The 16,539-nt window shown below is 63.9% G+C and carries 15 protein-coding genes; 10 read left to right on the top strand and 5 right to left on the bottom strand.

Annotated elements, in window-relative coordinates:
- The first annotated feature begins 71 nt into the window (after nt 1-71).
- Nucleotides 72-1,292 (top strand): DEAD/DEAH box helicase, encoded by a 1,221-nt coding sequence (locus tag AC0QSG_RS14115; protein ID WP_475375871.1) that lies wholly within the window; start codon nt 72-74, stop codon nt 1,290-1,292.
- A gap of 99 nt (nt 1,293-1,391) precedes the next feature.
- On the opposite strand, the gene AC0QSG_RS14110 is transcribed toward AC0QSG_RS14115, so the two are convergent.
- Nucleotides 1,392-2,495: a ScoMcrA-related endonuclease gene (locus AC0QSG_RS14110; protein WP_475375870.1), complete on the bottom strand. Its 1,104-nt coding sequence runs from the start codon at nt 2,493-2,495 to the stop codon at nt 1,392-1,394.
- A gap of 794 nt (nt 2,496-3,289) precedes the next feature.
- Between AC0QSG_RS14110 and AC0QSG_RS14105 the strand changes: the two genes are divergently transcribed.
- The 5 genes from AC0QSG_RS14105 (at nt 3,290) to AC0QSG_RS14085 (ending at nt 8,374) form a co-directional block, all read left to right on the top strand.
- On the top strand, nt 3,290-4,912 hold the full coding sequence (locus AC0QSG_RS14105; protein ID WP_475375869.1) for a DUF726 domain-containing protein: 1,623 nt from the start codon (nt 3,290-3,292) through the stop codon (nt 4,910-4,912).
- Between the two features lie 37 nt (nt 4,913-4,949).
- Nucleotides 4,950-5,459 carry a hypothetical protein gene (locus tag AC0QSG_RS14100; protein ID WP_475375868.1) on the top strand — a complete coding sequence of 170 codons (510 nt, stop codon included), beginning with the start codon at nt 4,950-4,952 and terminating at the stop codon, nt 5,457-5,459.
- Between the two features lie 100 nt (nt 5,460-5,559).
- Complete coding sequence (gene istA, locus AC0QSG_RS14095) at nt 5,560-7,149, top strand: IS21 family transposase (protein ID WP_475375123.1); 1,590 nt, start codon at nt 5,560-5,562, stop codon at nt 7,147-7,149.
- Complete coding sequence (locus AC0QSG_RS14090) at nt 7,149-7,916, top strand: ATP-binding protein (RefSeq protein ID WP_475375122.1); 768 nt, start codon at nt 7,149-7,151, stop codon at nt 7,914-7,916. The genes istA and AC0QSG_RS14090 overlap by 1 nt, the downstream gene beginning before the upstream one ends.
- A 68-nt stretch (nt 7,917-7,984) precedes the next feature.
- Nucleotides 7,985-8,374 (top strand): hypothetical protein, encoded by a 390-nt coding sequence (locus tag AC0QSG_RS14085; RefSeq protein WP_475375867.1) that lies wholly within the window; start codon nt 7,985-7,987, stop codon nt 8,372-8,374.
- 54 nt (nt 8,375-8,428) lie between these two features.
- Here the strand turns inward: AC0QSG_RS14085 and AC0QSG_RS14080 are convergent, their stop codons facing one another.
- Nucleotides 8,429-8,791 carry a hypothetical protein gene (locus AC0QSG_RS14080; RefSeq protein WP_475375866.1) on the bottom strand — a complete coding sequence of 121 codons (363 nt, stop codon included), beginning with the start codon at nt 8,789-8,791 and terminating at the stop codon, nt 8,429-8,431.
- A 380-nt stretch (nt 8,792-9,171) separates the two neighbouring features.
- Between AC0QSG_RS14080 and AC0QSG_RS14075 the strand changes: the two genes are divergently transcribed.
- Together AC0QSG_RS14075 and AC0QSG_RS14070 are read left to right on the top strand one after the other, a co-directional pair.
- Nucleotides 9,172-10,386, top strand: coding sequence for a Fic family protein (locus AC0QSG_RS14075; RefSeq protein WP_475375865.1), 1,215 nt, complete (start codon nt 9,172-9,174; stop codon nt 10,384-10,386).
- 193 nt (nt 10,387-10,579) lie between these two features.
- Nucleotides 10,580-10,969: a VOC family protein gene (locus tag AC0QSG_RS14070; RefSeq protein WP_475375864.1), complete on the top strand. Its 390-nt coding sequence runs from the start codon at nt 10,580-10,582 to the stop codon at nt 10,967-10,969.
- Nucleotides 10,970-11,132: 163 nt separating this feature from the next.
- Here AC0QSG_RS14070 and AC0QSG_RS14065 read toward each other — a convergent pair whose 3' ends face one another.
- From AC0QSG_RS14065 to AC0QSG_RS14055, 3 genes are read right to left on the bottom strand one after another with little or no spacing between them, the layout of a single operon-like run.
- A complete protein-coding gene (locus AC0QSG_RS14065) occupies nt 11,133-11,600 on the bottom strand; it encodes a DUF3237 domain-containing protein (RefSeq protein WP_475375863.1) in 468 nt (155 codons plus the stop codon).
- Nucleotides 11,601-11,631: 31 nt separating this feature from the next.
- Nucleotides 11,632-12,552: a LysR substrate-binding domain-containing protein gene (locus tag AC0QSG_RS14060; protein WP_475375862.1), complete on the bottom strand. Its 921-nt coding sequence runs from the start codon at nt 12,550-12,552 to the stop codon at nt 11,632-11,634.
- Nucleotides 12,553-12,591: 39 nt separating this feature from the next.
- Nucleotides 12,592-13,896, bottom strand: coding sequence for an MFS transporter (locus tag AC0QSG_RS14055; protein WP_475375861.1), 1,305 nt, complete (start codon nt 13,894-13,896; stop codon nt 12,592-12,594).
- A 203-nt stretch (nt 13,897-14,099) separates the two neighbouring features.
- On the opposite strand from AC0QSG_RS14055, the gene AC0QSG_RS14050 reads away from it, so the two are divergent.
- On the top strand, nt 14,100-15,605 hold the full coding sequence (locus AC0QSG_RS14050) for a class I adenylate-forming enzyme family protein (RefSeq protein ID WP_475375860.1): 1,506 nt from the start codon (nt 14,100-14,102) through the stop codon (nt 15,603-15,605).
- Entirely contained in the window at nt 15,605-16,402 is a 798-nt protein-coding gene (locus AC0QSG_RS14045) for a TIGR03084 family metal-binding protein (protein WP_475375859.1), read from the top strand. Before AC0QSG_RS14050 ends, AC0QSG_RS14045 begins: the two co-directional genes overlap by 1 nt.
- The last annotated feature ends 137 nt before the right edge of the window (nt 16,403-16,539 follow it).

Genomic DNA, 16,539 nt, shown 5'->3' with positions numbered 1-16,539 from the left:
GTGCGCGCCGGGAGACGAGCGCCAGCGCCTCCCTCCTCGATGATCACGGGATGCTGCGGAAGGAGGGAATCGTGTTCTCGCTGGCCGTCGGCGACGAGGCCGGCGACGCTCGCCTGGACAAGCCCGGCCGGCTGGTCCTCACGACCTACGAGACGCTGGCATCGTTCCAGATCTCCCTCGGAAACGTCGAGTGGGGCGCCGTGGTCTTCGACGAAGCGCAGAAGACCAAGAACCCCGAGACGCTGGCGAGCCGTGCCGCCAAGGGATTGAAAGCCTGGTTCAAGCTCATCTGCACCGGCACGCCGGTCGAGAACAAACTCAAGGATCTCTGGTGCCTGATGGATACCGCACAGCCCGGTCTATTGGGCAAGTGGCCGGAATTCAACAAGGACTGGGTGCGGTCACTCGAAGGAGCCGAACCGGGCATCCGAGCGTCCAGAGGTAGCGCTTTGGCCGATCACATCCGGCCGTTCATGATGCGCCGCAACAAGCAAGACCACCTCACCGAACTGCCGACCAAGACCATCCATAGCGGCGTAGCCGGCCCGGGGGTCAACCACCTCCCCGCGCTCTACAGGACGATGCCGGAGCCACAGGCGCTGCGTTACAGCCAGGAGTTGAGTGCGCACAAGGTCCGCGCCGGGCAGAAAGGCGGCGCCCTCAAGACCTTGCAGGCCCTCAAAGCCGTCAGCCTGCATCCCGAGGCGACGCGTAAGGAGCCGGGCGGGCTAACGGCGGACCCCGGGATGGCAGCGCGCATCCAAGCAACATTTGAGATCCTCGACCGTGTGCGGGACGCAGACGAGAAGGCGATCATTTTCCTCATCAACAAGGCGGTTCAGCGGATGCTGGTGCGGTGGCTTCAGGAGAAATACCGGATACGGGTGCATGTGGTCAACGGCGACACGCAGGCTACGTCCGGAGGTCCGGCGCCGTCTCGGAAGCAGCTGATTTCCAACTTCCAGGCGCAGCCGGGATTCGGCGTCATCATCATGTCGCCAGTCGCCGCGGGCACGGGTCTGACCGTCACGGGAGCCAACCATGCGATTCATCTTGAGCGTCACTGGAACCCTGCCAAGGAAGCCCAGGCGACGGACCGGATCTACCGCATAGGCCAGAACAAACCCGTCAATGTCTACCTGCCGCTGGCCATCCATCCCGACGAATCGATCAGGTCATTCGATCTGAATCTCAACCAGCTCCTGCAGCAAAAATCTGACCTCAAGGACGCCGTCGTGGTCCCCGAGGTTGTCAGCGAAAAAGATATGATGATCAGCTTGGGTTTGCACTGAGCAGAATTGCTGATGTCCTCAGGACGCTCCTCGGTCGGCTCAATGTTTCAGCTCGTGACACATCATCGTCTCCTGCGGTAGTAGCCCTAGACGCGTGCCCTAAAGCTCACTATCTAACTGCTCCGGTCTGAACGGAGCGAGAAACTCGCTTGACGCGTCCGACCAAACGGGCCCGTCATTCTGGTCGAATTCAAACAGATGTGCGTCGAGCGCCCGATGGTGATTCGGGCACAACAACCTGCCATTTTCGAGTGTCGCGGCACCTCCGTCCGCATCGCGAATCAGGTGGGCAGCTTCGAGAATTTTAACCTGGCCGAACCCGCAAACCCGGCATTCAGGCTTGTAGTGGCGGAGGAGCAGGGCGCGAAAGCGTCGCTGGTGGTTTCTGCGCTTTGCCAAGCCATACGCGTAGCTGATCGGAATCCCTGGTGCGGGCGGCGGCCCGGCTTCGCCGAGAATGACGTCGTCCACATGCTTCTGCCACAAGAGCTCCAGAGCCGCAGTCCGTTGCCCGTCTATCCGCATTCCGCCCGCCATGAATTTGTCGGGAAATTCCGGATCGTTGGCTTGAATTTCGCCCCAGGGAAGCAGATCGTCCGGATCGACGAGCGCGTCCCAGTGGATCTGGACGTATGGGGCTTGATCAGTCCGCTGCTCATCCCAGTGCCAGTCAAGTTCGATCGCCGAAGTGGCATGGCCAGACGCTATGAGTCCGCGATTTTCGGAGCCAACGTGGAATAGGTAGATGCGGTCCCCGGGTTCGATTCCGGACCGGCGTGTCCCGGTGCTCCACTGGCCGTTGGCACCCCCTGTATCAGCGATTTCGTCCTTCACGGATTTGAAGTCGCCTTCGTCCCATAGCCAGTTCTCGGGATTCCAAATGATCTCGAAGGACGGCGGGAACACCGTCCCGGCTGGTTTTTCGTCCTCGGTTACGACGCCAAATCCAAGGGTTTCCAGGCTCCGCACGGCCCCGCTGACTCCGCCGGCGAATTCGGAGCTGCGTAGCAAGGTTCCCGTCTGCATTAAGTGGGCGACGCCAACAATAGCCTTGGAATCGTAGTAGCGTCCATCGTGGACCAGCCAGTACTTTTGCGCCGACCCGAATCCGTATTGTGCAAGGAACTGCTCGCGGCCCATCTCGTCGTATAACCTCAGTGCGCTGAGGACAGCTCCGGGATCCCTGAGGTCTTTCAAAGCCATGCGGAGTCTTTCGTCTCGAGCGTCCACCCACTACGTGGCGAACGCATGCGGAGAGTCCAACCGCTCGTCCATCTTGTGTCCCCCGCCACGTTTCTTCAATGACGTCAGCTTATCCGAAGCCACAGACGTGACCAGAGCTACCGTCCAAGTCTCTTCTGGCCCGGACACCACACTAGTCTCCCAGCCGTCGGCTCCCCAAGATGCAACCTTCGAGGATCGGCCGCGACTGGGCAGCACATCAATTAGGTTTTGCACGCTGGGGTGTCGCGACGGCAACACGGCGTCGAACCGCACGCTGTCATGCACCGTTTGACTGCGCTGCAGGCGGCGAGCGCGATGCCTACGAAACGTTCGAGCGACAGCCCGCAGAGAAGCCCAGCGCCGTCGTCGTGGTGGCGCTCCTTCACTACCACTCCCCCTAAGAGCCTGTTCCTCGCCGCGCCACCGACGCGTGGGGAAGTATCACTGGCAGCCGAACACGCAGCCGATATCGCCATAAGCATTCCATGTGCGGTGACACGGAGGTCACTCACCAAGGCTTCGTCTCCCCGTGCTCGTCACCGACGACTCCGGTGCCCCGAGGATCAGTTTAAGAGTCGCAGCGGTGGTCCTTGCGTCGCGAGCTAAGGAAAGGAAAGCAGCCTGTTTTTAGACTGGCGAACTTTTCGTTGGGGGCTCCTAGTCGGCAAAAGTCGCCGCAGATTGGCGAGTTGACGGCCAATTCGGGCTTGAGGAGTGCAACGATTGAGTTCTGTCGCACCGCTCGGGTGGGCCGCGTATCGGGGGATATTTTTATGCAGACTTCACTGGTCATGGCCCGCGTCCTTGACGGGGATCGGCTTGAATGTCAGATTGTCTCGCCTCAGGGAAAGAAACTCGTACTTTCTGGAAGCGTCAAAGACGCAGATCCAGGTTTCGAGAGCGATGGCCTAGGGACCAACCCTGCATTGGTCAGGAACGCCTGGGCGTTTGCCAAGGCCAAGTATGCGGCCGTTAACTTGCCAGATCTGGAGCAGCAAAAGAACGCTGAGAAGCGAGCGGAAGCCCACCAGAAAGTGGCCCAGTGGATCGCCGATGTGGCCGACGACCTCACGACCGAGAAGAAGCACGCTTGGTGCTCTTCCTGCTTCGGGAAACACGACCATTTCAAGGCAAACCGACCGATGGGCCAAATGCCCGCTTACGTGTGCGACGGTTGCGGATCACCTACCCTGCCCTGTGTAGGGATCGGCTGCGCAAACATGGCAGGTCGGGGACAGGGGGCCATCCGCGCACCGCGCTATTGCGCCGAGCACCGCCATGAAATCCCCGGGTTCGACAAAGCTGACCGCAAGATGGGCGCGCTCAATGCCTACGAGGAGTTCCTCAAGTACGACAAGGCGAACCTGAGCCGCACAGCCAAGCTCGCCGGTCTTGGACTGGCAGGACTTACGCTAGGCGCACCCGCGGCCCTTGTCGCGGCGCCCGCTATCGGAGGCGCTGTGGGCGTTCTAGTCGGTGGATACAGCGGCGCTGCCGCTACTAGCTTCGGCTTGGCGCTTCTCGGTGGAGGAGCAGTAGCGGCGGGGGGACTCGGCATGGCCGGCGGCACCCTAGTGATTACGGGCCTTGGTGCTGCACTGGGTGGCGCGCTGGGCGCTTCAGTGACGAACGCCTACCTCGACGAAGACAAGTCATTCCACATTGAGCTGCTGCAGGGCGGGCCCGGAACCCCCGTGATCGTTTGCAACGGCTTTCTTAGCGAGAGCGGGAAGGGCTGGGGAGAGTGGCGGAAGATCATAACTACGAGGTACCCAGACTCACCTGTTTATCGAATCCACTGGGGCGCCAAGGAACTCAAAGATCTGGCATTCCTCGTCGGATACGAAGGGGCAGGGGTCGTGGGCGTTGGTGGTCTCAGGGCGGTAGCTGCGAGAGCAGCGAAGAAGGCTGCAAACATGGTTGCCCCAATCTCGCCGTTATTTGTCGCCGCCGGTTTGGCCAAGAACCCCTGGCATGTCGCCAAAAACCGCGCCGACAAGACTGGGGTTATCGTGGCCGATCTCCTAGCGCGGACCAACACTCAAAGCTTTATTTTCGTGGGGCATAGCCTCGGCGTGCGGGCTATGGTGGTGGCAGCGCAGACGCTAGGAACTAAAGCCGATGGACCCCGGGTTGAATCGATGCACCTCCTCGGAGCCGCTATTGGCGCCAAGAGTGACTGGCATACGCTGACGGCCGCGGTCGATGAACCCGTTTATAACTACCATTCGACCGACGACGACGTCCTGAAATTCCTCTACCCCATCGCTAATGTGGGGCAGACTGCCGCTGGCCTTGCGGGCTTCAAGCCGAGCACAGACAAACTGACGAATATCGACGTTACGTCTCAGGTCAAGAACCATCACGCCTACCTCGAGAATGTCGAGCTCAAGTAGAACTTCATCGAAACCGTCATCTAGCGTTGGGAGAAACATGGCACATGATCTTGGAAAAGTTGGTAGTCACGAGCGGAACGTCGAGGTCATTGCCGAGTTCGTACGCACGGAGCTGAGCCCCTTCGACCGTTGGATTCGAACGACCGGATATCCCGACAGCCTCGCGCTGTGCGTCATTGACTCGATCTACTCGACCGGCCAGCACTACAACGCCGTCAAGAACGTCGTCGCAAACTATAAGGCTTACAGGAGCACTTCTGGCGCTGAGCCAGCAGCAGGCAGCTCGGACAATATCAAGGACCTTATTGCTACTTTCGAGGCCGTGGGTGGCGCAGAAGTCTGGGCAGACCAGGTGGCCAAAAACCGCAAGCCAGCGCACACCAAACCCGGCGCACGTCTGAAGGCAGAGGTCGTTCGAGAGGCCGCCGACCTGCTCTGCCGCGAGGACGTCTTCACTGTCGCTGACGTCCGCGCCCTAGGTACCGATGCAGTTGAAGACTTGTGGCACCTAGCGCTTGGTGGTAGCGGTAGTCCGTCGAGTTGGTAGCACGTTTCCGGGTACACGGTAGCGCTGGCGGTTGATGTACTGCTCTGCTGTGAAGGGACAACGCATTCGGCGTTGTCGTTTCATTGTTAAGGGCGGGTTCATGGTGGACTATCGGAAAATATTGGGGCTGTTGCTGGAGGGGCGGAGTTACCGCGAAGTCGTCGAGATCGCGGGGTGCTCGCATCGCGACGTGGCCCGGGTTCGGCAGGAGATCCAGGGCCGGGGTGTCACTTCGGTGGGTGCGATCACCGACACTGAGCTCGCGAAGTGGTTCCCCGACGGGCGCCGGAAGGTATCAGAGGAGTACGTCCAGCCCGACCTGTCGCAGGTGCTGGCGTCGATGAAACAGAACCGGCACTTCACTCTGCTGTTGGCTTGGCGCCGTTACGTCGATACCAAGGACGCGGGCAAGAAGTACGGGTATTCGCAGTTCTGCGCCCTGTTCACCGATTATCTCCGCACCCACGATTTGGTGGCGGTGCTCCGGCACGAGCCGGGCCGGGCGATGCTGGTGGACTGGGCCGGCGACACGATGGACGTCGTTGACACGATCACCGGCGAGGTGGTCAGGGCGGTGTTGTTCGTTGCTGTGCTGCCTTTCTCGGGCGTGATCTTCTGCCGCGCCTACGCGGATATGAAGTCCCCGGCCTGGCTCGACGCTCACGTTCAGGCGTTCACGTTCTTCGGCGGCGTTCCGCAGATCGTCGTTCCGGACAACCCGACGACCTCGACCCACCAAGTCCACAAGGGTGACGCGGAGCGGGTTGTGAATACTCGGTATCAGCAGCTCGCCGACCATTACCAGTGCGCGATCGTTCCGGCACGCGTTAAGCGCCCGCGTGACAAGGCCGCAGCCGAGAACGCGGTGAACGTCGTGAACAAGCGCGTCATCGGTTACCTCGACGACGATGTCTTCACGACCGTGGCCGAGTTGAATGCTGCGATCGAGGAGCGGGTGCGGGAGATCAACCACGACATCCGCCGCGCTGACGATACGACCAGGTGGGAGAGGTTCGACACCGAGGAACGGGAGTTCCTCGAGCCGTTGCCGGACGCTGCGTTCGAAGACGTCTCCTGGAAGGAACTGAAGGCCGGCCGTAATTACCACGTCACCGCCGAAACGCAGCGGTATTCGGTGCCGTTCGCTTTGGCGGGGAAGCTGTTGCGGGTGAGGCTGACCTCGTCCCGGGTGACGGTCTTCGATGGGCACGAGATGCTCTGCGAACACCCGCGGTTGACCGGCCGAAAGGGCCAGTACTCGACCCTGCCCGGCCATGTCCCGCCGCAGCACCGCAATATCGATGGGCTGTGGTCCAGGCGGTGGTTCACCGATCGGGCGCGCAGCGTCGGGCCGGCAACCGTCACGGTGATCGAGCAGATTCTCGACGGCCAGGTGATTGAGGCGCAGGGCTACCTGTCCTGCCAGAACGTCCTGGACGGGCTCGGCAAAAACAACCGGGAACGGCTGGAGGCGGCCTGCCAGGAACTCGTGAACCGCAGCGCCCATCCGACCTACTCGACACTGAAACGTCTGATGGCGGCGATCGACAGCGACGCGAAGAAGCCTCGGCCGCAGGTCCCGGCGGCCTCGACACGCAAACGCGTCAGCACCGTCGTTTTCCGCGACACCATGCCAGACGTCTATGTTCGCGATGCCTCCCACTATGCACGCGACGAGGAGGGGAAGTGATGTTCACCAGCATCGATTATGACAAGTTCCGGGCCCTGCGCGTGACCCACGTCGCGACCCGGCTGGAAGAGCTCATCCAAGACGAAGGCAACGACACCCTCACCCCCGAGCAGCTGTTCCTAACCGCCGTCGACGACGCCCTTGAGTCCCGGCGCATCAACAAGGTCGACAAACTCATCCGCCAGGCCGCCTTCCCGATCCCGGGCGCGACCGTCGCCGAGGTCGACTACCGCGACGGGCGCGGCATCACCCCCATTCGGATGCGACGCTATGCCGCCCACGACTGGCGCTCCGACGCGACGAACCTGCTCATCATCTCGCCCACCGGCGGCGGGAAAACCTACCTCGCCTGCGCGCTGGCCATCGGCGCCTGCCAGAGCGAACACTCGGTTCTCTACTTCCGGATGGACGACCTCGCCCGTCGGCTCGTCATCGCACGCGGCGACGGCATCGCCCACCAGAAACTGCTGAACGAGCTCTCCAACATCGACCTGCTGATCATCGACGACTTCCTCACCGTCGGCATCGACAGCGACGCCGCCAGCGACCTGTTCGCGATCCTCGCGAACCGCGAACACCGGCTGCCGACGATGATCGCCTCGCAGACCGGGCCGGCGCATTGGATCGCCGAACTGCCCGATCGGGTCGCGGCGGACTCGATCGTGAACCGCCTCGCCAACAACGCCCGGATCATCAACCTCGGCCAGATCGATATGCGAAGGCACCAAAACGACCAGGCCCGCGCCCACCAGGACTACTGGGAATAACACCGGAGCGGCCCGGGTACACAGCGCCCGGGCCGCTACCACCTCGCCAGAACCGCGCTACCGACTAAATGGACTACCGCTACCAGCAAGCGCTACTCGCCAACTTGCACCGCCAGTGGAAGCGTCTACCTAGCCAGAGCTCCGGCATCACGTTCAACTACGTACTGATCCTGACTGGCCGGCAGAGCATCAAGGTGGACCGAATGGTCCGCGCCTTCGCTACGAACGTCCCCGGCGCAACCCTGAGGGGAGCGACCGATAACGACATCCTCACCGCGCTCAAGCATGTTGCCGCCCTTCTAGGGGTGCAGGCCTCCGAACTCGATCACGTTGTGTGGCGTTACGCATCCAACCGCGAGTTCCTGTTGGCGGATCCGGAGGCCGCGCGTGACGAGTCGCTGGACCTAAGTTCGCCGCAGGAATCCGTTACCGGTCCCGTAATCCACAGATTGGCCTAGCGACCCACTCGGACTGAATCACTCGCTTTCTTGGCTGCGGCGTACCCGAAGATCTTAGGGCTCGGTCGGCCGTGCCACCACACCGGCGTCGTCAACGGAGTAGATATCGATGGCGAGCCGGTCCCTGACTGCCTTCGGCACGCGCAACGCGGCTTTGACGCCGGCGGCCGGCACGATGACCGCAAAGCGCGCTTCCCCGACGTGTTCAGCGGGCATCCGCCGGAGGAGCTGACCGTAGAGCGTGTCCACGTCCAGGCCAATGGCCGCGGTACGACCTTTGGCTTCGCCAAAGAGCAGTTCTCCCTGCGGGCCGTTGGCGCGAACGTCGCAATGCTCGACTTCGTATTCGACCGCCCAACCGCGTTCGGTGAGATACCTCCCGAAGGCCTCGACCACCCGTTTCTCGTCTCCTCGCATGCCAACTCCCCTTGTGCGTCGTCGGATTTATGCTCATACCGTGTCACGAATGCGACGTGCTGGCGCGGACCGTCGTGTTCTCCTGCGGACCGCGCCAGCACGCAAACGAGTGAGCGCATGAGGCAAGCTCGGATTTGAGCTAAAGCACGACGCCCGCATAGGCGACGCGCGGCGGTTTGTCGTGATCGACCCTGGTGACCCGAAGGGCACCGAACCGACTCTCGAACCCGACGGACCCGCCGCCGGCCCCTTAACAGCGGTGCGAGAAGCGTGAGGACCGCGCGGCGCGGAGCCATAAGCGTAAGCCTTCCCCATAGATTCTTACAGATAGTGTGATATCTGTAAGCACCCATTCCGACGGCGTACAGATAGCAGATCCCATGCCCTCGCAGCCAGCCCCACAGGCCGAACGATGGCCCGAAGCCACTACCGAGCATGTCGTATGGAACAGCAACACCTCCGACCTCGGGCTCAGCCGCTATATCTCGGGCATGCGCGGGCGGATCTACAAGGCCTTCGTCCCGTCGGGGATCGCGCAGGTCGAGTACACGCCATCGGCATCCGTCGTCTCACTGGCCGAAGAGGCCAGCCGGGAGATCAGCCGATTCGATGAGAGATTCGGCAACCGGATCAGGCCTTTTGCGACCATCATGCTGCGCACGGAGTCGATCGCTTCCTCACAGATCGAAAATGTCACCGCCAACGCCCGCAGTTTGGGCGAAGCCGAACTGAGCGTTGAGCAGAAGCTGAACGCCACGCTTGTGGTGCGCAACGTCAGGGCCATGGAGGCAGCGCTTGCCGCGGCCGAAGTCCTGGATACCAACAGCATCCTGGGGATGCACCGCGCGCTGATGGAAGGCACCCGGGACGCCGAAACCGCCGGCATCTGGCGGCAGGAACAGGTGTGGATCGGCACCAGTATGGCCAGTCCCCTCGGCGCCGACTTCATCCCACCCGTGCATGAGCGGGTACCAGGGCTGATGGAGGATCTGATGGCTTACGCCAGGCGCTCCGACATCCCTCCGATGGTCCAGGCGGCCATCGCCCACGCTCAGTTCGAAACCATCCATCCGTTCACAGAAGGCAATGGCCGTACCGGCCGGGCGCTAATCCACTCGATGCTCAAGGGCCACGGGGTTGCCCGCGCTGTCTCCACGCCGGTCTCCGCCGGCCTACTGTCCGACGTCGAGGCCTACCACCGCGCACTCGGGTCCTACCGAGAGGGGGATCCGGAACCGATCATCACCCTGTGTGCCGAGGCGTCGTTTCGAGCGATACGCAACGGCACCCAGTTGGCGGAGGATGTCACGGCCATCGCCGAATCCTGGCGAGGGAAGATCAAAGCTCGCGCCGACTCCGCCGTCTGGCCGGTTCTCGAGCTACTGGAGAGCCGGCCAGTGGTCAACGCCGCGGTGCTTGAAGCGGAACTGGGTCTGGAATACATGCGCATGAAGCGTGCCATGGACGGTCTCGCGGAAGCCGGCATCGTGGTGGGCGTCGACAAGTACAAGCAGGGCAGATTCTGGCGCGCACCCGAGATGCTGGCCGCCCTGGACGCCTTCGCCGCTCGTGCCGGCCGCAGGCAGATGAGCTGACGGCCAACGCCATGTAGTGGCGCAACCGTGCGATCCTTCGTCCGTGTTGTTTTATGCGCTGCGCGCGAGCGCCGTGTCGGGTTCGGTGGTCACCTCGCGTCCGGGCTCGTGCCGTGCCCCTCCACATGGCAACATGGGCAGTCCGCGCTGGGTGCCCCGCGCGGAACGTCCACAACGCAAACGAGGGATCGACATGAGGATTCAGTGGGCCAGCGTGCTCGTCGACGACCAGGAGAAAGCCCTCCAGTTCTATACGCGCAAGCTAGGGTTCGAGCTGAAGCATGACGTCCCGCTGGGCGGCCCGCGGTGGCTGACCGTGACCGCCCCTGGCAACCCGGACGGCACCGAACTGGTGCTCGAACCCGACGGCCACCCCGCCGTCGGCCCCTTCAAAGCCGCCCTCGTCGGTGACCGCATCCCCTTCACCCAGTTCGCCGTGGAGGACGTCCAGCAGGAGTACGAGCGCCTGCGCGGCCTCGGCGTCCACTTCATTCAGGAACCCTCCACCATGGGTCCGGTGACCACGGCCGTCCTCGACGACACCTGCGGCAACCTGATCCAAATCATCCACGTCGCCGGCTAAACCCGCTCGCCGCCAACCGCAGGCGCGTAGTTGCCGTCCGTTCAGTTGTTGTCGTCGACCTTTTCGTCGTTCCCTCGCAAGCGAAGCGCCTGCTCGGCAATGCCGCTGGAGCCAACACTGTGCGTACGGGAAAGCAACGACTGAAACACGTTGGTCCCGCGCGTTAGTCAACAACATAGAAATCCAGATGCACCGCGTCCGGATGGCGTACCCCGGTCCCCACGATGATCCGCGATCCGAGCCAGGCCCAGCGGCCTTCGGACACCATCCGCGGAACGCAGCGGAAGTAGATGCGCTCCGGGTCCACGGTTTCCCCGCGGACCAGCGCGGCGATGTCCTCCGCGGAGCCCGCGCGCAGTCCGAAGTTGGAGACGTAGATCTGCTCGCCGTCCTCCGTCTCGATGACGTACTTCGCCTCGAGCTCCGTAAGGGTGTCCGACTTCAGCAGCTGATAGTCGGCGCCGATCGGCAGGACCCGTCCCCGTAGTTCCGGTCCCGCCACCGTGCCTCCGGTGATCGGTATGACTCGCCGAAAACCATCCACCGTGTCCCCCACCTCGATCGGGTCACCGACTTCCACCTTGACGGTGGCCAAATAGGTGAGGGCCGGCGTCTTCGCCCGTTCGGTCATGCCACGTCCATCCAATCCTGCTCGGTCACAGTCAGTCTCCATAAAGTTCGGGGGTATGCGCCGGAATGGCCACCTCGCGCAGCCCCTCCAACGCGGCACGGGCATTTGCCGACGGTCGGCGGTTTGCCGACCAGGCGCAGGAGACCACCTGGTCGGGAGGACGCGGCGTGAGGGGCCGCGCCACGAGTTCAAGTCCCTCGTAGGACCGGTCCACTGCCGGCCGCTGCACCACCAGCGCGTAGCCTGCGCCGCGCGCCACGAGGGAGCGGATGACCTCGAAGTTGGTGAAGCGGTGCGCCAGGTTCGGGGTCAGCCCACAGGACCTGAAGTAGTTGCGGATGAAGTCCGGGCTCGGCGGCGTATCGAGGAGGATCAGCGGTTCGGACGCCAGGTCGGCCGCGGCGACCGTCGCCTCGGCGGCCAGCCGGTGATCGGCCGGCAGAATGGCATGCAAGCGGGCGGTATAAAGCGGTTCGCACTCCAGAGACGGATCGAAATCCAGGTTGTAGCTGACCGCGAGTTCGATCTCACCCGAGCGCAGGAGCTCAACGAGCCGGTCCAGCGGCTCGGTGTAGGCGCGCAGGGTCACCTTCGGGTGGTGTTTTCTGAAGTAGTCGAAGAGCCGGGGAATGAGCGTCGGACCCAACGAGGTGAAGCATCCTATGGCCAGGCTTCCGCTCAACTCGCCGCCCTTCACGGACGCCTCCATATCCTCCGCCCCGTGCAGAAGTTCGTGGGCCATGCCGAGCAGCCGCTCCCCCTCCGTCGTCAGCACAACTCCCTGCGACTTGTGCCGGACGAAAAGTTGGCAGTCGAGGGACCGCTCGAGCTCGTCGAGCGCCGCGGCCAGCGCGGACCGGGAAATTCTCTCTTGTTCGGAGGCGGCGCTGATGCTGCCGTTCATCGCGATCGCCCGAAAGTACTCGAGCTGCCTGAACGTGAACTTCGGCATCGGCTCCGCCTTCCGTGGATCCAAGTGGGTACTCCCCAACTACTCCATCTTGAGGCCTTTGGTCTCCGGCAGCCGCAGGCAGACGACGAAGGTCAGCAGGGACAACAGGATCAGGAACCCGACAAAGAGGTTATGCAGGCCGATGCTGCTCAGCCACGTGTTCAGATACGGCGCCGTGCCGCCGAAGACGGCGGAGAATCCGCCGTAGGTGATGCCGACGACCGTGGCGCGGACGCGGGTGGGCACGAGCTCGGTGAAGATAGCACCCAGCGGTGCACAGCAGACTGCCAGGATCAGGGACGCGATCGCCATCGAGATGAAGACCCGCAGTCCGGACGGACCCATGATCCACTCCAGCGGGAAGGCCAACACGGCGAAACCTATCGTGTACATGAAGACCATCCGGCGGCGGCCGATCCGGTCCGAGAGCGCGCCGGCGAAGGGAACCGCGAAGAGGAACACCGCCTGGCCCAGCAGGCCGGCGAGCAGGGCGTCGCTGGCCGGAACGCCGTGGACGCGCGTCGCGTAGGACGGCGCGAAGATGAACCACGTGTAGAAGATCACGACGCCGCTGACGGAGAGGATGGCGATGTTCAACACGGCCCTCCGGTTTTCGACGAGCACGCGCCACGTGTCGCGCAGGGACAGGCTGTGGGCCTCGTCCTTGTTGGCCTCGAACACCTCGGACTCGTTCATCTTGAACCGCAGGAACAACCCGTACAGCCCGAGGACCGCGCCGATCACGAACGGGATCCGCCAACCGTACGCCGCCATCTGCTCGTCGCTGAGGATGGTGGTGAACAGGACGCCGAGCCCTGTGGCGAGCATGGTGCCCAGCGCGACGCCGATCCACGGGGTGGAGGCCCACAGGCCGCGCTTGTCCGACGGGGCGATCTCCGCCAGGTACGTGAACGCGGATCCGGTCTCACCGCCGTGGGAGAGACCCTGGATCAGCCGCGCAAACAGGAGCACCGCGGAGGCCCAGACGCCGGCCTGGTCGAAGGTGGGAGCCACCGCGATGATCAGGCTACCGACGGCGGCCAAAAGGATCGCCAGCGTCAGGCTGAAGCGGCGCCCCTTCCTGTCGGCGATCAGGCCGAACACCCACCCGCCGACAGGGCGCATCAGGAAGCCGACGGCGAAGATCGCCAGCGTGGCGAGCAGAGCGGACACGGGGTCCTGGCTGCGGAAGATCTGGGCGGCAAAGAACGGGGCGAAGATCGCGTAGACGTTCCAGTCGAACCATTCGATCGCGTTGCCGATGTTGACCGCGACGAGGTCGCGGGTCCTTCTGGGACTTTTGTTCGTCGTCTCGACGACGGGCTGGCTGGAGGTGGTTGCCACCTTGGGTTCCTTCCGGATTGTGCGAGGGGACTAGACATGCGTGACAGGAGTCACAAGCGCTCCCTAGAGCCTGTGGCAGTCACAGCCGGGGGTCAAACCTCTTTTTCAGGCCTCGCATGACGCTTTTTTCGCCATTCCGCCCCGCCGTGACGACGGATACAGTCGGTCATCAATCACCCCACTTCCTCCCAAGGAGCATCCGCATGGAAAACCCCGTTCCGTGGCTCGACTACCAAGCCCAGCGCGTCCCGCACAAGATCGCCCTTCGGGACTTGGACAGCGGGCGGGCGACGACGTACGTGGAACTACTGGACCGCACCAATCGCCTCGCGGGCCACTTGGACGCGCTCGGCGTCGGCAAGGGAGATCGCGTCGCCGTGCTGGCCCAGAACAGCCCGCACGTCTTCGAGATGCTCTATGCCTGTGCCCGTATTGGCGCCATCATGGTTCCGGTGAACTGGAGGCTCTCCCCGCACGAGCTGCGTGCCATCCTCGCCGACTTCGGACCGGTGCTGTTGGTTCACGACGAGGCGAATTCCGCCTTAGCCACGGATCTGTCGGGACCGACAGGCCTACAGCGGCTGAGCTGGGGCGCCGGCCCGCACCACGGGTACGAGTCCGGCATCGCGGCATCCGACGGACTCGCACGGCGGACCGACCTGTCCGACGACGACGCGTGGCTCATCATCTACACGTCGGGCACCACCGGACTTCCCAAGGGGGCGGTCCACACCTTCCGCGGCGTGAAGGCGAATATCGAGAATTCCGCGCACGCCGGGTCCGTCGGTGCGGAGTCCGTGTCCCTCACGGTCCTGCCGACGTTCCATGTGGCCGGCCTGCACCTGTACGCCAACGCCGCGCTCATGTTCGGCGGGACGGCGCTGATCATGAAGGCGTTCGACGCCACCGAGACGCTTCGGCTGTTCCAGGACCCGGCGGTCGGCGTGACGCATTTCTGCGGGGTTCCGGCCAACTTCCAGTTGATGGCGGCCCTGCCGGGGTTCGCCGAGGCCGAGTTCCTGCCGATCAACGCCACGGTCGGGGGATCCCCCGTGCCCCGGACGATGGTGGAACTGTGGCAGGAACGCGGGGTCAACATCATGTCCATCTACGGGGCCACCGAGGCCGGATCCTCGCTGCTGGCCATGCCGCCGCGCGGCAGCGGCGGAAAGTCCGCCGTCGGCATACCGGTCATCCATGCCGAGGCAAGCATCCGCGACGCGTTCGGCGGGCCCCTCCCCCTGGGCTCGATCGGCGAGCTCTGGCTCCGGGGCCCCATGCTGATGCGCGGCTACTGGAACAAGCCCGAGGAGACGGCCGCCGCCATCGGCGCGGACGGTTGGCTGCGCACCGGGGATGCCGCCAGCCAGGACGACGACGGGATCTTCCACATCGTCGACCGCTGGAAGGACATGTACATTTCGGGAGGTGAGAACGTCTATCCCGCGGAGGTGGAGAACGTGCTGTACCAGCACCCCGCCGTCGTGCTTGTGTCCGTTGTCGGCGTGCCCGACGAGAAGTGGGGCGAGGCGGGGAAGGCCTTCGTCGTGCTGAACGCCGACACGTGCAGCAAGGAAGAGTTGCGCGCGTGGTGCGCCGAACGCCTGGCAAAGTTCAAGATCCCCACGCGCTTCGAGTTCATGAACGACCTGCCGCGCAACGCCACGGGAAAGATCATGAAGAACGAGCTGCGGAAGGTGCCCGCCTGATGGCCGTCTCCCTCGACGCGCTGGCGCGGGACTGGGACGACGAGTCATCCGGACTGGAGTCCATCCTCCGCGGCCTCTCCGCGGAGGATTGGGACCTCCCGACGCCCGCCGCCGGATGGGCGGTGCGGCACCAGGTCGCGCACCTGACCTGGACGGACAAGGCGCTCCACTCGGCGCTGACCGCGCCCGACAATTTCGAGACTTTGCGCGCCCGCGTCGCCGCGGATGCGGACGCAGAGGTGGGCGACACCGCGGAGGCCGGCACCGGCGTCCCTCCGGGTGCCCTGCTGGACGAGTGGGTGGCCGGGCGGCGCCTGACCGCCGGCGCGATCCTCGCCGCAGAGCCGTCCCGGCGCATTCCCTGGTTCGGTCCGCCGATGGGACTGGCGGCTGCCGTCACCGCCCGCATCATGGAGACATTCGCCCACGGGCAGGACATCCGCGACGCGCTTTCCTTGTCCCCCAGTCCATCCCCCCGCCTGCGGCACATCGCGCACCTGGCCGTGGCGGCGCGCGACTACAGCTTCGGCATCAACGGACTGCAGGCCCCCACCGAACGCATCCGCGTCGAGCTCTCCCACGACGCAGAATCCTGGTCGTGGGGACCCGAGGACGCCGAACAGTTCGTGAGGGGGGACGCATTGGACTTCGCCCTGCTGGCCACGAGACGCCGGCACCGGGACGACTGCGACGTGCGCGCTCAGGGCGTCGACGCCGTTCAGTGGCTGGGTATCGCCCAAGCCTATGCGGGTCCTCCCGGAACGGGTCGCGCCCGCCTGCGCGCAGCGAGCGCCTAGCCCGGCGTTCCCGCGGTCGGAGGACATCGCGGTGACAAGATCGGAGAAGTCGACAAATACAAGCAGGGCAGATCCTGGCGCGCCCCGGAGATGCTGGCCGCCCTGGACGCGTTCGCCGACCGCGCCGGCCGCCGTCG

The organism is Arthrobacter sp. LT660, assembly GCF_056172845.1.
The sequence above is the reverse complement of the archived record's forward strand: the minus strand, read 5'-3'. Positions and strand labels throughout refer to the sequence as shown.

Excerpts from the sequence above, each read along its gene's own strand:
- AC0QSG_RS14110 (WP_475375870.1), bottom strand. The coding sequence starts at position 2,495 with ATGGCTTTGAAAGACCTCAGGGATCCCGGAGCTGTCCTCAGCGCACTG.
- AC0QSG_RS14105 (WP_475375869.1), top strand. The coding sequence starts at position 3,290 with ATGCAGACTTCACTGGTCATGGCCCGCGTCCTTGACGGGGATCGGCTT.
- AC0QSG_RS14100 (WP_475375868.1), top strand. The coding sequence starts at position 4,950 with ATGGCACATGATCTTGGAAAAGTTGGTAGTCACGAGCGGAACGTCGAG.
- istA (WP_475375123.1), top strand. The coding sequence starts at position 5,560 with ATGGTGGACTATCGGAAAATATTGGGGCTGTTGCTGGAGGGGCGGAGT.
- AC0QSG_RS14090 (WP_475375122.1), top strand. The coding sequence starts at position 7,149 with ATGTTCACCAGCATCGATTATGACAAGTTCCGGGCCCTGCGCGTGACC.
- AC0QSG_RS14085 (WP_475375867.1), top strand. The coding sequence starts at position 7,985 with ATGGACTACCGCTACCAGCAAGCGCTACTCGCCAACTTGCACCGCCAG.
- AC0QSG_RS14080 (WP_475375866.1), bottom strand. The coding sequence starts at position 8,791 with ATGCGAGGAGACGAGAAACGGGTGGTCGAGGCCTTCGGGAGGTATCTC.
- AC0QSG_RS14075 (WP_475375865.1), top strand. The coding sequence starts at position 9,172 with ATGCCCTCGCAGCCAGCCCCACAGGCCGAACGATGGCCCGAAGCCACT.
- AC0QSG_RS14070 (WP_475375864.1), top strand. The coding sequence starts at position 10,580 with ATGAGGATTCAGTGGGCCAGCGTGCTCGTCGACGACCAGGAGAAAGCC.
- AC0QSG_RS14065 (WP_475375863.1), bottom strand. The coding sequence starts at position 11,600 with ATGACCGAACGGGCGAAGACGCCGGCCCTCACCTATTTGGCCACCGTC.
- AC0QSG_RS14060 (WP_475375862.1), bottom strand. The coding sequence starts at position 12,552 with ATGCCGAAGTTCACGTTCAGGCAGCTCGAGTACTTTCGGGCGATCGCG.
- AC0QSG_RS14050 (WP_475375860.1), top strand. The coding sequence starts at position 14,100 with ATGGAAAACCCCGTTCCGTGGCTCGACTACCAAGCCCAGCGCGTCCCG.
- AC0QSG_RS14045 (WP_475375859.1), top strand. The coding sequence starts at position 15,605 with ATGGCCGTCTCCCTCGACGCGCTGGCGCGGGACTGGGACGACGAGTCA.